This is a genomic window from Pragia fontium (assembly GCF_900638655.1).
GTDB classification, from domain to species: Bacteria; Pseudomonadota; Gammaproteobacteria; order Enterobacterales; family Enterobacteriaceae; genus Pragia; species Pragia fontium.
Genome location: NZ_LR134531.1, coordinates 1,692,289 through 1,705,559, shown reverse-complemented (window position 1 = coordinate 1,705,559; position 13,271 = coordinate 1,692,289). Strand labels below are relative to the sequence as shown.

At 45.8% G+C, this 13,271-nt stretch carries 13 protein-coding genes; 4 read left to right on the top strand and 9 right to left on the bottom strand.

Going from position 1 to position 13,271, the window contains the following annotated elements; translation table 11 throughout:
- Positions 1-70: 70 nt before the first annotated feature.
- The 6 genes from EL341_RS07465 to pgpB all read right to left on the bottom strand — a co-directional run bounded on the left by EL341_RS07465 (position 71) and on the right by pgpB (position 4,146).
- Entirely contained in the window at positions 71-535 is a 465-nt protein-coding gene (locus EL341_RS07465; RefSeq protein WP_047780820.1) for a GAF domain-containing protein, read from the bottom strand.
- Between the two features lie 79 nt (positions 536-614).
- Positions 615-941, bottom strand: a complete 327-nt coding sequence (gene yciH / locus EL341_RS07460; protein ID WP_047780819.1) for a stress response translation initiation inhibitor YciH — start codon at positions 939-941, stop codon at positions 615-617.
- 5 nt (positions 942-946) lie between these two features.
- The gene (gene pyrF / locus EL341_RS07455) at positions 947-1,642 is read right to left on the bottom strand and encodes an orotidine-5'-phosphate decarboxylase (protein WP_047780818.1); all 696 of its coding nucleotides are present in this window, start codon (positions 1,640-1,642) and stop codon (positions 947-949) included.
- Between the two features lie 67 nt (positions 1,643-1,709).
- Positions 1,710-2,879 carry a lipopolysaccharide assembly protein LapB gene (lapB, locus tag EL341_RS07450; RefSeq protein WP_047780817.1) on the bottom strand — a complete coding sequence of 390 codons (1,170 nt, stop codon included), beginning with the start codon at positions 2,877-2,879 and terminating at the stop codon, positions 1,710-1,712.
- Between the two features lie 6 nt (positions 2,880-2,885).
- Positions 2,886-3,203: a LapA family protein gene (locus EL341_RS07445; protein WP_074821309.1), complete on the bottom strand. Its 318-nt coding sequence runs from the start codon at positions 3,201-3,203 to the stop codon at positions 2,886-2,888.
- Positions 3,204-3,387: 184 nt separating this feature from the next.
- Positions 3,388-4,146, bottom strand: a complete 759-nt coding sequence (gene pgpB / locus EL341_RS07440) for a phosphatidylglycerophosphatase B (protein ID WP_047780815.1) — start codon at positions 4,144-4,146, stop codon at positions 3,388-3,390.
- A gap of 254 nt (positions 4,147-4,400) precedes the next feature.
- Here pgpB and ribA point away from each other — a divergent pair, with 254 nt between their 5' ends.
- Complete coding sequence (gene ribA, locus EL341_RS07435; RefSeq protein ID WP_047780814.1) at positions 4,401-4,991, top strand: GTP cyclohydrolase II; 591 nt, start codon at positions 4,401-4,403, stop codon at positions 4,989-4,991.
- A gap of 65 nt (positions 4,992-5,056) precedes the next feature.
- On the opposite strand, the gene cysB is transcribed toward ribA, so the two are convergent.
- Entirely contained in the window at positions 5,057-6,031 is a 975-nt protein-coding gene (cysB, locus tag EL341_RS07430) for an HTH-type transcriptional regulator CysB (RefSeq protein WP_047780813.1), read from the bottom strand.
- 248 nt (positions 6,032-6,279) lie between these two features.
- Positions 6,280-8,862, bottom strand: coding sequence for a type I DNA topoisomerase (gene topA, locus EL341_RS07425; RefSeq protein WP_074821306.1), 2,583 nt, complete (start codon positions 8,860-8,862; stop codon positions 6,280-6,282).
- 380 nt (positions 8,863-9,242) lie between these two features.
- On the opposite strand from topA, the gene EL341_RS07420 reads away from it, so the two are divergent.
- Together EL341_RS07420 and EL341_RS07415 are read left to right on the top strand one after the other, a co-directional pair.
- A complete protein-coding gene (locus EL341_RS07420; RefSeq protein WP_126467468.1) occupies positions 9,243-9,494 on the top strand; it encodes a YciN family protein in 252 nt (83 codons plus the stop codon).
- A gap of 430 nt (positions 9,495-9,924) precedes the next feature.
- Positions 9,925-11,058, top strand: coding sequence for an IS481 family transposase (locus EL341_RS07415; RefSeq protein ID WP_126466704.1), 1,134 nt, complete (start codon positions 9,925-9,927; stop codon positions 11,056-11,058).
- A 181-nt stretch (positions 11,059-11,239) separates the two neighbouring features.
- Here EL341_RS07415 and sohB read toward each other — a convergent pair whose 3' ends face one another.
- On the bottom strand, positions 11,240-12,286 hold the full coding sequence (gene sohB / locus EL341_RS07410; protein WP_074821302.1) for a protease SohB: 1,047 nt from the start codon (positions 12,284-12,286) through the stop codon (positions 11,240-11,242).
- 180 nt (positions 12,287-12,466) lie between these two features.
- On the opposite strand from sohB, the gene EL341_RS07405 reads away from it, so the two are divergent.
- Positions 12,467-13,228: a YciK family oxidoreductase gene (locus tag EL341_RS07405; RefSeq protein WP_126467466.1), complete on the top strand. Its 762-nt coding sequence runs from the start codon at positions 12,467-12,469 to the stop codon at positions 13,226-13,228.
- The last annotated feature ends 43 nt before the right edge of the window (positions 13,229-13,271 follow it).

The window sequence follows — 13,271 nt, the reverse complement described above, 5'->3', positions numbered from 1 at the left end:
ATAATCACGCTTTCAGTAAAAGCTACGTTATCCGCACTTCAAGTTTAAACTAATGATCGTAAACAACGGTTCAATAATGCTTAATCTGCCCGGAAAGCAGTTCAGCAATACCTTTTAGCCCTTGTTCATCTTCACTATCAAAACGGTTAAATACTACACTATCTATATCTAATACCCCGATAATCGTGCTACCACAATAAATGGGCAACACGATCTCGGCATTACTCGCACCATCACAAGCAATATGCCCATCAAACTGATGAACATCATCAATACGCTGGATACGCTTTTCCGCTACGGCAGTACCACACACACCTCTCCCAACCGGAATGCGTGTACAAGCAATTTTTCCCTGAAATGGGCCTAATACCAAAACATCGTCACGCAATAAATAAAATCCCGCCCAGTTGACGTTTTCAAGCCGTTCAAATAGCAGTGCACTGGTATTAGCTAATAAAGCAATTAAATCGCTTTCGCCCTCAATCAATGCGGCCAAATCTCTTTGCAGCTCAGTATAAAACGCTTTTTTATTCATTTTATCAATATCAACAGTAAAATATGATAGCTCACAATGGATTTATCACATCATAACGGAAAAATAGCGGCGGTTAAGATTAACCACCCGCCAGCTTAACTTTAAAGCCTTTACATTCTAGCAGCACTTTCAATTCATCGCGCTTATCGCCTTGAATTTCAATCATACCGTCTTTCGTTGCGCCACCGCAGCCACATTTTTTCTTCAGTTCTGCAGACAGCTTCTGTAATTCAGTGTCATCCAGATCAAGGCCCGAAATAATACAGACCCCTTTCCCTTTTCGTCCACTGGTTTGCCGTTGAATTCTGACAATGCCATCGCCTTTTGGACGGGTTGCTTCAACCTCTTCCGGTTTAATTCGCCCGGCATCCGTGGAGTATACTAAACGACTATTGTTATCCGCCATGGCGCTTACCTCAGACTGGCTAAAATATCCTGCAAAGCCTGGGCAGGATTCACCGACTGAGTGATAGGTCGGCCTATCACCATATAATCAACACCTGCTGCTAATGCTTGTGGCGGTGTCATCACTCGGCGCTGATCGCCCAGTTCACTGCCAACAGGACGGATACCCGGTGTCACCAATTGGAATTCGGCACCAAACAGCGATTTCAGATGGTTAGCTTCATGTGCAGAACATACCACACCATCCAGACCATTGTCTTTAGCCAGTCTCGCTAGTCTTTCAGCATGCTCGGTTAAAGAGGACTGAATACCGATACCGCGCAAATCGCTCTCATCCATACTGGTGAGTACCGTTACGGCAATCAGCTTAGGTGCATCTTTCCCATAAGGTAATAACGCAGTTTTTGCCGCTTCCAGCATACGGGCGCCACCGCTGGCATGAACATCGACCATCCAAACGCCTAATTCCGCCGCCGCCGCCACGCTTTTAGCCACGGTATTAGGAATATCGTGAAACTTCAAATCCAGAAAAACATCAAATCCACGCTGGTGTAATTCACGTACCAGCTCCGGACCGCAAAGAGAGAACATCTCTTTACCTATTTTTAACCGGCAATCTTTAGGTGCTATTTTATCGGCCAGTTCAAGGGCTGAGCGCTGATTATCATAGTCCAAAGCGACAATGATAGGTGAAGTCGACATACTGTTTTCCTGTAATACTATTTTTCATGTTCACGCTCGACCCGTCTATCGTCGAGCAGTCATCGTGTTATTGACCATCTAAGCCACGGATCGGTTTCACCGTTGACCACGCCTTACAAGATGGACAATGCCAATATAATGAATTCGCCGTCAATCCACACTTTTCACAACGGTAGCGTGGCTTGGTGCGAATCTGTTCCCCTACCATTTCTCTCAGCACTATCAGACTCTCTTTCGCTCGACCTTCTTCAGCCTCGGCTAATTGATAATCCATTAAGCGGTAAAACCCTCTCATTGACGGGTGATATTGTAGCTGGCGATTAATATATGTTTGGGCGACGTCTCGACTTTCCAACCGCTCCAGCATATCGGCTAACATCAGTTCAGCGGCAGAGCCGGTGTTTTCCGCGACACAACGTTTTAAATAGTTCATCCACTGTTCTGGTCGTTCTAAACGCTGATAGCACTCATGCAGCATTGGGATGGTTTCACTGACAAAATCTTTATCCTGCTCAATAACGCGCTCAAGAGCTTCTATTGCTTTCTCATCATCACTAAGCGCAATCCAGATTCTGCCGGTCATAATGGATACCCGAGCGCAATTTTTATCTGCTACTGCGGCCTTTTTCAGCAAGCCCATGGCTTTGTCCAAATCATCAGAGCCCATAGCTTGCAGCGCCAACTCACAGTAAAAATGTGCGATTTCTACACGGAAACCGTCTTTGCCTGCTTTGACTAATTTTTCAGCCACTTCAATGGCCTGTTGCCAATCGCTGGTCGCCTGATAAATAATCAGCAGCTGTTTTAAGGCGGAAATACGGAAATCGGCTTCATTCACCAATTGGTTAAACATATGCTCGGCGCGGTCGTACAAACCGGCGGCCATATAATCCCAGCCTAGCTGTTGCGTTGCTAACAAGCGTTGTTCAAAAGAAAGAGAGGCGCTTTCCACCAAAGACTGGTGAATTCGAATGGCGCGATCAACTTCACCGCGAGAACGGAATAAGTTACCTAACGTTAGATGTGCCTCAAAGGCACCACCGTCTTCTTTCAACATATCGACAAAAAGATCGACGGCTTTATCTTGTTGGTTAGCCAGCAGGAAGTTAACCCCATCCACGTAACCACGGGAAAGTTTATTCGCTTCCTGTTGACGCTCCTGCTGTACACCTCTTCGGCCCATATACCAACCGTATGCAGCAGCAACGGGCAGTAACAGAAACAGCAGTTCAAGCATACAGCATTATTCCTTAGTGGATTGCTGCGACATTACCGAAGGTATAGCGTTCACCTCTGATAATGGAGATTCAGTTTGCTGTAAGCGTTTAATCTGACGTTCTGCACGGCCTAAACGCAGGCGCAGACGTATATAAAACAGCCCACTCAGCAGCCAACCAAAAATGAAGCCACTGCCGAAAAGTACCGCCAGCAGCGTTGATAATGCATAGTCACCTTTTGCAATTAAAAAGTTAAAGGTAACAACCTGTTCATTATGTGCGCCCAGCGTTACGGAAATAACCAGAATAACGATGACGACGAGTCCAATCAGTAAATATTTCACAGTGCTATCCAAAATAGAGATAAACGAATGAATTGTACCAAGAATACTTCAATAACCATCTATCTAACTTAGCATTTATCTTCACAGATAGAAAATCTGTCTTTCTCTATATCATTATGTTTATTGCTGATATAAGTAAGCAATACTACCACATAATTCAATTTATCCTCGGTCATTCTCTTGATTACTCTTCACATTTTTTCAACAAAATCGGCGAAATCTCCGGTGAAGAAAAAATCCAGCGCTCTGCACTCCAGCAGGCCCAAAATGCACATATTACACTTAATAATATAGAAACGATTAAATCTTCAGGCCAGTGCATACCCAAGAGTAATCGGCTTCCCGCCACGGTAACCGCCCATATCATCAATACCGCTGCGCTAATATAGCGACGGCGCGGCACCAGCATGCCCATCCCTAACAGCGCCCAAGTCGCAGTAAATAGCGTATGGCCTGAAGGGAATGAATAGCCGGTTTCCTGCTCCCAATGTTTGGAAAGCCATGCAGGTACCCGCTTCTGTCCTTTTAAATGCTGCTCAACGATTTTAGCCCGTTCTTTACGCGGTAATGAATAAAAAAACTGGTCATCAACCTGATACTCATCCTCTAGCCACAAAACAAAAGGACGAGGTTCTTCAACGGTTTCTTTGACAATAGATTTCACCACTTGGCCACCAACGATGGCCACAGCCAGAATAGCTATCAGAGCAATACCGCGTTTCACCGGTAGCTGCATGCGCCAAACAAACCACAACGCCAAAATAGCGCTGGTTATTGCTCCCCAAGGTGAACTGGCGGTTTCCGTTGCCCAGAATAGAACAATGAGCAAAGGATTATCTTCGTTTGGCGTCCATAACCAGTCACAAAACCACACCACTAACGGCATCGTCAGTAGAATCAAGGCACCATAAACTATCCACTTGGTAAAGCTATTCGACAACATATTACTTCTCAACTCTGATTAATATTGCTTGTGGCCGCCTATAATCCCATAAAAATGGCAAAATGAATAAAAATACCGTGACTGAAATGCTGATTTTTTCTTAACTTTTTAGCAACAAAACGCCCTCAATTAGATTATAATGATTGGCTTTAACTGACTGACATAGTCATAAGCAGTATAATCCTGATTATTACAGGCAGTCCTTGTACCTGATTTTAGATACACAACGTAAAAATTGGTTATTGGAGAGTATCATGCAGTTAAAAAGAGTGGCGGAAGCAAAATTACCAACACCATGGGGCGATTTTCTGATGGTGGGGTTTGAAGAGCTTGCCACGGGGCATGACCATGTCGCCTTGATATTTGGCGATATTAGCGACGATAAGCCAGTGTTGGCTCGTATTCACTCAGAATGTCTGACTGGTGATGCGTTATTTAGTTTACGTTGTGACTGTGGTTTTCAGCTGGAAGCCGCATTACAACACATAGCGGAAGAAGGCCGTGGTATTTTACTTTATCACCGTCAGGAAGGTCGCAATATTGGCTTGCTGAATAAGATTCGTGCTTACGCACTACAAGATCTCGGCGCGGATACCGTTGAAGCTAATCACCAATTGGGCTTTGCTGCTGATGAACGGGACTTTACTCTCTGTGCCGATATGTTCAAGCTTTTGGATGTGAGCGCAGTACGTCTGTTAACCAATAATCCGAAGAAAGTAGAGATCTTGACTGAAGCGGGCATCAATATTGTTGAACGAGTACCGCTGCTGGTTGGACGTAACCCGAAAAACGAAAAATATCTTGATACTAAAGCCGCCAAGATGGGCCATTTACTGTCCAAATAACCGTTATGCATTAGCCCGCCATTAACGCGGGCTATACGTCTTCTATCCTACGTACCAACCCTATCTTATTTTACCGGCAGCTCAATATTCTTGAACAATGCTTCGATAGCGTCGGCATCTCTCAGTGCTATGGCCTTATCAACGATATCGCGCGTTAAATGTGGCGCGAAACCCTCAATAAAGCTGTACATATAACTACGTAAGAAAATAGTACGGCGAAAGCCAATCTTGGTGGTGCTGTGGGAAAAGATATGGCTGGCGTCTAAAACCACCAGATCTGAGTCTTCTTGTGGGTCGACGGCCATGCTGGCTAATACACCTACGCCTAACCCCAAGCGCACGTAGGTTTTAATCACATCAGCATCCGTGGCGGTAAACACAATCTTAGGCGTCAGCCCTGCCCGTCCAAAAGCCATATCCAACTCCGAACGGCCGGTAAAGCCGAAGGTATAGGTAACTAGCTGATATTCAGCTAATTCCTCAATGCTGATATGTTTTTTGCTGGCTAATGGATGATCGGACTTCACAACGATTGCCCGATTCCAGTGATAACAAGGCAACATAATCAAATCGTCGTATAAATGGAGGGCTTCGGTGGCAATGGCAAAATCCGCATTCCCCTTGGATACCGCCTCTGCAATCTGCGTTGGCGAGCCCTGATGCATATGCAAAGATACCTTAGGATAACGTTCAATAAAGGCTTTGATAGCTTTTGGTAAGGCGTAACGCGCCTGGGTATGGGTGGTTGCAACATAGAGTGAGCCCTGATCCGGATAAGTATGCTCACCGGCAACAGACTTAATGGCTTCAACTTTAGACAGCACCTCACGTGCGATACGCACCACTTCCTGTCCAGCAGGCGTCACTTCCGTCAAATGCTTACCGCTACGGGTAAATATCTGAATGCCTAACTCATCTTCCAGCATTCGCACCTGTTTACTGATGCCTGGCTGTGAAGTATACAGGCGTTCCGCCGTAGAAGAGACATTCAGATTGTGATTTACCACTTCAACAATATAGCGAAGTTGTTGTAATTTCATGCTTTACACCACCACTTAACAAGTATCACGATTCTAAAAAGAAACTTATGCTTTATTCTGTCATTCGGTGAAGGCTCAGAAAGACTAAAAGTGAGTCTCATCAAATCGAGATCAAACGTCACAAGGCAATAAAATGATACACCACTCTTATTGCTCCCATATCAGGCTCACAAAATAAAACGCCCTGTAGCTAAGTTACATACAGGGCGTTTTATATCAAGCAGTATCTACTTAATCAGTCACTTTCGTTACTTCTTCGTTTCAGACCACTTGCCATCAATATAAAATGCCGACCAACCGGTCGCTTTCCCGTCTTTTTCAGAGGACACATATTGCTGCTTTGTTTTACGGCTAAAGCGAACAATCGTTTTATTGCCTTCAGGATCGGCCGCCGGAGCCTCTGCCAAATAGCGCAGTTTTTCCGGTAAGCGATCTTTAAAGCGGATCAATTCTTCTACTCTTGGCGCTCTGGTTTCACGAGATTTAGGGAAAGTGTTCGCCGCTAAAAACAGACCTGCCGCACCATCGCGTAACACAAAGTAGGCGTCTGATTTTTCACATGGCAACTCCGGCAAAGGAATAGGATCTTCTTTTGGCGGCGCAATATCACCATTGCGTAAAATTTTACGGGTATTCTTACAGTCTGGATTGGTACAGCCCATGTATTTACCAAAGCGGCCGACTTTCAGATGCATTTCAAAGCTACACTTCTCGCACTCAATCACCGGGCCGTCGTAGCCCTTAATGCGGAATTCACCCTCTTCAATCTCGTAACCATCACATTCCGGGTTATTACCACAAACGTGAAGCTTACGCTGATTATCAATCAGGTAACTATCCATTGCTGTACCGCACTTCTTACAGCGGTGACGTGAACGCAATGCGTTAGTTTCAGCATCATCCCCTTCCAGTACGTTGAGCACTTCTGATTCAGGAATCAGGTTGATAGTCTGCTTACAGCGCTCTTTTGGCGGTAAAGCATAACCTGAACACCCTAAGAATACCCCGGTGCTGGCAGTACGTATGCCCATCTTACGGTTACAGGTTGGACAATCAATCGAGGTGAGGATCACCTGATTCGGGCGCATTCCGCCGACTTCAGGATCTTGCTCTGCCTGTTCAAGCTGCTGGCTAAAGTGGGTAAAGAAATTATTCAATACCCCTTTCCACGGTGCTTTATTGGTTGCCACGCTATCCAGATCGTTTTCCATCCGTGCGGTAAAGTCGTAATCCATTAAGTCACGGAAATTCTCTTCCAGACGGTCGGTTACAATTTCACCCATTTTTTCTGCGTAGAAGCGACGATTCTCAGTGTGGACATAGCCTCGATCCTGAATAGTCGAAATGATTGACGCATAAGTTGACGGACGGCCAATACCGCGTTTTTCCAACTCTTTAACCAACGATGCTTCACTAAAACGCGCCGGTGGCTTGGTAAAATGCTGGCTTGGCAGTAGCTGTTCTAAGGTCAATTGGCTACCTACATCCACAACCGGTAAGGTCTTATCTTCATCATTCTTACGCAAGGCTGGTAATACTTTAGTCCAACCGTCAAAACGCAGCGTACGCCCTTTGGCTTTCAGCAGGAAATCGCCCGCTTTAACCGTTAGCGTGGTTGAATCATATTTTGCTGGCGTCATTTGGCAAGAAACAAACTGGCGCCAAATCAGCTGATAAAGACGCTGAGCATCCGACTCCATATCCTTCAGTTGTTCAGACAGCACATTCACATCAGAAGGTCGAATCGCTTCGTGCGCTTCCTGTGAGTTTTCTTTACTGCTGTACTGATTCGGCTGGGATGGTAAATATTTTTCACCAAAATTATCGTTGATATAACCACGTACCATGTTCAACGCATCTTGACTCAGGTTGGTTGAGTCAGTACGCATATAGGTAATATGACCCGCTTCATACAAGCGTTGGGCCATCATCATGGTTTTCTTTACCCCAAAGCCCAGACGAGTACTCGCCGCCTGTTGCAGGGTTGAGGTAATAAAAGGTGCGCTGGGTTTGCTGCTAGTCGGTTTATCTTCGCGTTCTAAAACCTGATACTGCGCTTTTTCCAGCAGAGCAACAGCCGCATGAGTTTCATCACGATTAACCGGCTTAAATGCTTTATCGTTGCGATGAGTAACCTGCATTTGTAATGGAGCATCACTACCGTAGTTTAAATCGGCATGCAGTTCCCAATACTCTACTGGCACAAATGCTTTAATTTCACGCTCGCGCTCCACCACCAGACGCACAGCCACAGACTGTACCCGGCCAGCGGATAAACCACGGGCAATTTTTTTCCAAAGCAGAGGGGAAACCATATAGCCCACTACTCGGTCCATAAAGCGACGCGCCTGCTGGGCGTTAACACGATCGAGGTTTAACTCTCCCGGTTCTTTAAACGCTTCCTGGATGGCATTTTTGGTAATTTCATTAAATACCACACGACGATAACGGTCGTCGTCACCACCAATCACTTCCCGCAGGTGCCATGCAATGGCCTCCCCTTCGCGGTCAAGGTCGGTTGCCAGATAGATAGTGTCAGCTTTTTCGGCTAACGCTTTTAGTTCCGCGACAACTTTCTCTTTGCCGGGAAGAATTTCATAGTGAGCGGCCCAGTCATGATAGGGATCGATTCCCATACGGTTAACCAGAGCCTGTTTGGCATCTTTTTTAACTTTACTGCCTTTGGCAGCAGTGCTTTTAGTTGCCGAACCACTCGTTGGTAAATCCCGGATATGACCAACGCTGGACTTAACTACGTAGTCACTTCCTAAATATTTATTGATTGTTTTGGCCTTGGCCGGGGACTCCACAATAACGAGCGCTTTACCCATAATGTTGTTTACCTAAATTAGTCCTTCTTGAAGGAAATTCGACATTCAGCCGCTGATAAAGAAGCATGACTGTTATATTGTAGCAAAATACAGGATGTCAACCTGTAAAACTGAATGTGCTATAAAAACCAAGATGTTAAAATCAATAGAGGTCAGTCAAGACCCACAAACAATCACGCTGACTCTTCATCCGAAAGCCCATAACTCTACCTGATAAAAAGCGCTACGCAACAAAATTAGCTCAACAAACGATTTTTTATCGCGGCAATACTCAACACTTCTATTGGAAAAATCGTTTTCTGACGGATAACTTAACGCATTGCTCTGCTGAGCACCGATGATTAAAATAATCTATCTGTCCTCTTCTATTGGAGCTATAAATGTGTAATGAAACAACCCCGATCGGCCGTCAGGCATTATTGGATGAAGCCAATCAGATAATTCGTCACCATGAAGATTATATTCACGGTATGGAAGCCACTGACGTAGAGCAAAAAGGCAGTGTTCTGGTTTTTCGCGGTGATTACTTTCTCGATGAAAACGATTTACCGACCGCTAAAACCACCGCGGTATTTAATATGTTTAAGCATCTTGCCCATGTGCTATCCGCTAAATATTATTTGCAGGATTAGTTACTCACACGCAGAAGCGTTGTTTGGTGTGGGGTAATAAGTATAAAGAAGAAGCAAGTTCTCATATCAGTCGGTTAAGAAAGTACCATGGGTAAGTTCTCTCTTTCGCCCTTTTCATGGAGCGCTGGAATTCAGCCGACAACTGAGTGAGGGAGCACGTCCAGCATGGAAGCTGGGCGAGGCGCTGCTTCGTCGGGAACGAATCAGCGCCGGTGCGTTAACCCGAACGAAGGCGGAGGGAAGTCGCCGTAGGCGGCCTGAATTCGGGGGCGAAGGCGCGGGTGTGCAGAGGGCGTTCTGTATGGACTGGGGACATAGGTAACAGGTGTTCAGGGACATAGGTAACACTTTTTAGAACGTAATCGCTGGTGCTTTTACGTTTTGTTGTTCCATTATCGGCATATCACTATTCCATACTAAGGAGAGTTATATGCCGTGGAATGAGGTTACCATCATGTCTTTAAAAGAAGAGTTTGTTACTCTGGCCACTTTACCCGGGGCGAATATCTCTGAGTTGGCACGGCGATTCTCTATTAGTCGGAAGACGGCTTATAAATGGCTCTCTCGTTACCAGCAACAAGGTCTCCCGGGATTAGCTGAACGTTCACGTAAGCCCTTGTCTTCACCCTCCAAAACCGCCGATGATGTTGAACTCAAGCTGATAACGCTACGTCAACGTTATCCCGCCTGGGGACCCAGAAAGCTCAAACGATATCTGGAAAATAAAGGAGAAAGCGTCCCTGCCGTTGCCACCGTTGCCGCTATATTGAAGCGTCATCACCTCATTGAGCCTCAGGCTTCCCTACAGGCTCAACACTGGCAGCGCTTTGAACATCCTCACCCCAATGACTTGTGGCAAATGGATTTTAAGGGGTGGTTCTATGTCAGCAATCAGCGCTGCTTTCCACTGACTATTCTTGATGACCACTCTCGTTTTTCACTGTGTTTACGAGGTTGTCAGGGCGAGTCACATGACGATGTTAAACCCGTTCTGATTGATGTATTCCGCCATTACGGCTTGCCCGTTGCTATGACAATGGATAATGGGGCACCGTGGGGAGTTTCCCGAGCACATTACCGCTTTACACGTTTAAGTGCCTGGTTAATTCATCTTGGAATACGAGTGTCCCATTCACGCCCTCATCATCCTCAGACACAAGGTAAAGACGAACGTTTTCATCGTTCTTTAAAAGCGGAAGTATTAAATAATCGGGCATTTAGTGAAATGAGACAATGCCAGACGGCTTTTGATAGCTGGCGACGAATTTATAACTGCAAACGGCCTCACGATGCCTTATCACTGGAGGTACCAATCTCGCGTTATCAAATCAGTCAGCGTGCTTATCCTGAGACATTGCCTGCAATAGAATATGATGAAGGGCTGGTGGTGAGAAAGGTTCAAATGAATGGACACATCTGTCTCTATGGTAAGAGATATTTGGTCAGCAATGCATTCTGGGGATATCCGGTCCTGGTAAAAGAAACCGCTGATGAGTATGAAAGAGATATCTATTTTACTCACCAGCGTATTGCCAAAATTGACTTACGTAGGCCATTGGATTAGAAATAATGTGTAACCCATGTCTCCGAACACCTGTTACCTATGTCTATAATCCATACAGCGTTCGCCCTAACGCCCTCTGCTCGGCCACATGCACCGATGTTAATTCATTCTCTGTAGCAATAGTGGACGAAACTGTCGCTGTCTTTAAACTTAACAGACTAGCATTCCGCTTAATCCATTTTTAAACCAACGGTTTCTGCCCACGCTGCCACCAGCGTAATAACAATCGATCGGTACTTTCCGCAACGCTGCCAGTCACTCGGTCAACCAAGCGTTTACGCTGTGCATAACACACACTAATCACATCACTGTGCTGAATATAGTCAATGACCAGATCGTCACTGGTGCCGATATCATCAATCAGCCCTTTTTCTTTGGCCTGAATACCGAACCAGTGTTCACCGGTTGCCACTTGATCAATATCCAACGATGGACGCTGTTCCCGCACAAAATCTTTAAATAGCTGATGGGTTTTATTCAACTCTTCACGGAATTTTTCTCGCCCTTGATCGGTATTTTCACCAAACAGCGTCAGCGTACGTTTAAACTCACCGGCGGTATGCAGTTCTACGTCAATATCGTTTTTCTTCAGTAAACGATGGAAGTTAGGCAGCTGAGCCACCACGCCGATAGAACCAATCACTGCAAAAGGTGCCGCCACGATGCGATCCGCGACACAGGCCATCATATAACCACCGCTGGCCGCCACTTTATCCACGACCGCCGTCAAGCGAATGCCCTTCTTACGTAAACGATCTAATTGAGATGCCGCTAATCCATAACCATGCACCATACCACCAGGGCTTTCCAGCTTCAGCAGTACCTCATCTCCGGCTTTCGCTATTGCCAGAATCGCTGTCACTTCTTCCCGCAATGCTTCAACCTCATGTGCATCGATACTGCCCTTAAACCCAAGGACGTATACGCAGGACTTTTCAGTTTTCTTCTCGCCGTTTTTAGCCTCTAACTTGGCTTTTTTGGCTTCGGCCTTATCCTTTTTCTTCTGCTCTTTATTCCACAGTTTCTGTTCTGCCGGAGGTAAACGCGCAAACGCCATTTCTTCCTGCATATTGCGATATTGTTCGCTTAAATCAGTTAATGTCAGCTCACCACGACGCCCTGATTTACGCTGAGTAGCGCTGATAATCAATAGTGCGATAGCAGCAATAGCGATAGCAAAGGTGGCAATTTTTGCCAAAAACAGGCCGTACTGATAAATCCACTCCACAAGTATTTTCCTATAAATTAAGCTGGCAATAAGCGAACGTTGCCTAAACAACAATGGATGAAGTATAGAACTTTATATTGAGACTACTGGCGCAGAATTCAATTTAGGCGCTATCATTTATCATTCCGTTATACAGCAACGCAGTCCGTTAACCGGACAAATATACCGTAAGGAGAGATTATGCACTACCAGGCACCGCGCGATTTACTTAACCAGAAGATAATTATGGTCACTGGCGCCAGTGATGGAATCGGTAAAGAAGCCGCACTCACCTATGCACGCCACGGTGCGCAGCTCATCCTGCTCGGTCGAAGTGAAAGCAAGCTTAAGCAAGTTGCACAAGAAATTAGTCAACAGGGAGGTCAACCGGCCACGCTGTTTGCTTTTGATTTACTAACGGCGACCCCAGAAGAGTATCAAACGCTGGCTGAGAAAATTGCTCATCTAACCGATCGTTTAGACGGTTTGCTTCACAGCGCCGGCCTTCTTGGAGAAATTACCCCGATTGCAGAACAAAACCCCATTCAGTGGCAACAGGTAATGCAGGTTAACGTTAATGCTGGGTTTATGCTGACGCAGGCGCTATTACCGCTGTTGCTTAAAGCCTCTTACCCCTCTTTGATTTTTAGTAGTTCAAGCGTGGGACGTAAGGGACGTCGTGGTTGGGGAGCCTATTCGGTGTCTAAATTCGCGACCGAGGGTCTAATGCAGGTACTGGCGGATGAATATCAAGGAAGCCACCTGAGGATTAACTGTATTAATCCTGGCGGTACTCGTACCTCAATGAGGGCTTCGGCCTTTCCCGATGAGAATTCAGCACTGCTAAAAACCCCTGCGGATATCATGCCGACCTATCTCTATGTGATGGGTAATGATAGTCGCCACGAATCAGGCGTCAGTTTTGATGCACAGCCGGGAAGAGTCGCTGGCCCAGCCCAATAATCGGTTATGATCGCCATATCATAAAAAAGCCGCCTAAAAAGGC

Bases quoted from the DNA above. Each gene is read 5' to 3' on its own strand.
- EL341_RS07465 (WP_047780820.1), bottom strand. From the start codon at position 535: ATGAATAAAAAAGCGTTTTATACTGAGCTGCAAAGAGATTTGGCCGCA.
- yciH (WP_047780819.1), bottom strand. From the start codon at position 941: ATGGCGGATAACAATAGTCGTTTAGTATACTCCACGGATGCCGGGCGA.
- pyrF (WP_047780818.1), bottom strand. From the start codon at position 1,642: ATGTCGACTTCACCTATCATTGTCGCTTTGGACTATGATAATCAGCGC.
- lapB (WP_047780817.1), bottom strand. From the start codon at position 2,879: ATGCTTGAACTGCTGTTTCTGTTACTGCCCGTTGCTGCTGCATACGGT.
- pgpB (WP_047780815.1), bottom strand. From the start codon at position 4,146: ATGTTGTCGAATAGCTTTACCAAGTGGATAGTTTATGGTGCCTTGATT.
- ribA (WP_047780814.1), top strand. From the start codon at position 4,401: ATGCAGTTAAAAAGAGTGGCGGAAGCAAAATTACCAACACCATGGGGC.
- cysB (WP_047780813.1), bottom strand. From the start codon at position 6,031: ATGAAATTACAACAACTTCGCTATATTGTTGAAGTGGTAAATCACAAT.
- topA (WP_074821306.1), bottom strand. From the start codon at position 8,862: ATGGGTAAAGCGCTCGTTATTGTGGAGTCCCCGGCCAAGGCCAAAACA.
- EL341_RS07420 (WP_126467468.1), top strand. From the start codon at position 9,243: ATGTGTAATGAAACAACCCCGATCGGCCGTCAGGCATTATTGGATGAA.
- EL341_RS07415 (WP_126466704.1), top strand. From the start codon at position 9,925: ATGCCGTGGAATGAGGTTACCATCATGTCTTTAAAAGAAGAGTTTGTT.
- EL341_RS07405 (WP_126467466.1), top strand. From the start codon at position 12,467: ATGCACTACCAGGCACCGCGCGATTTACTTAACCAGAAGATAATTATG.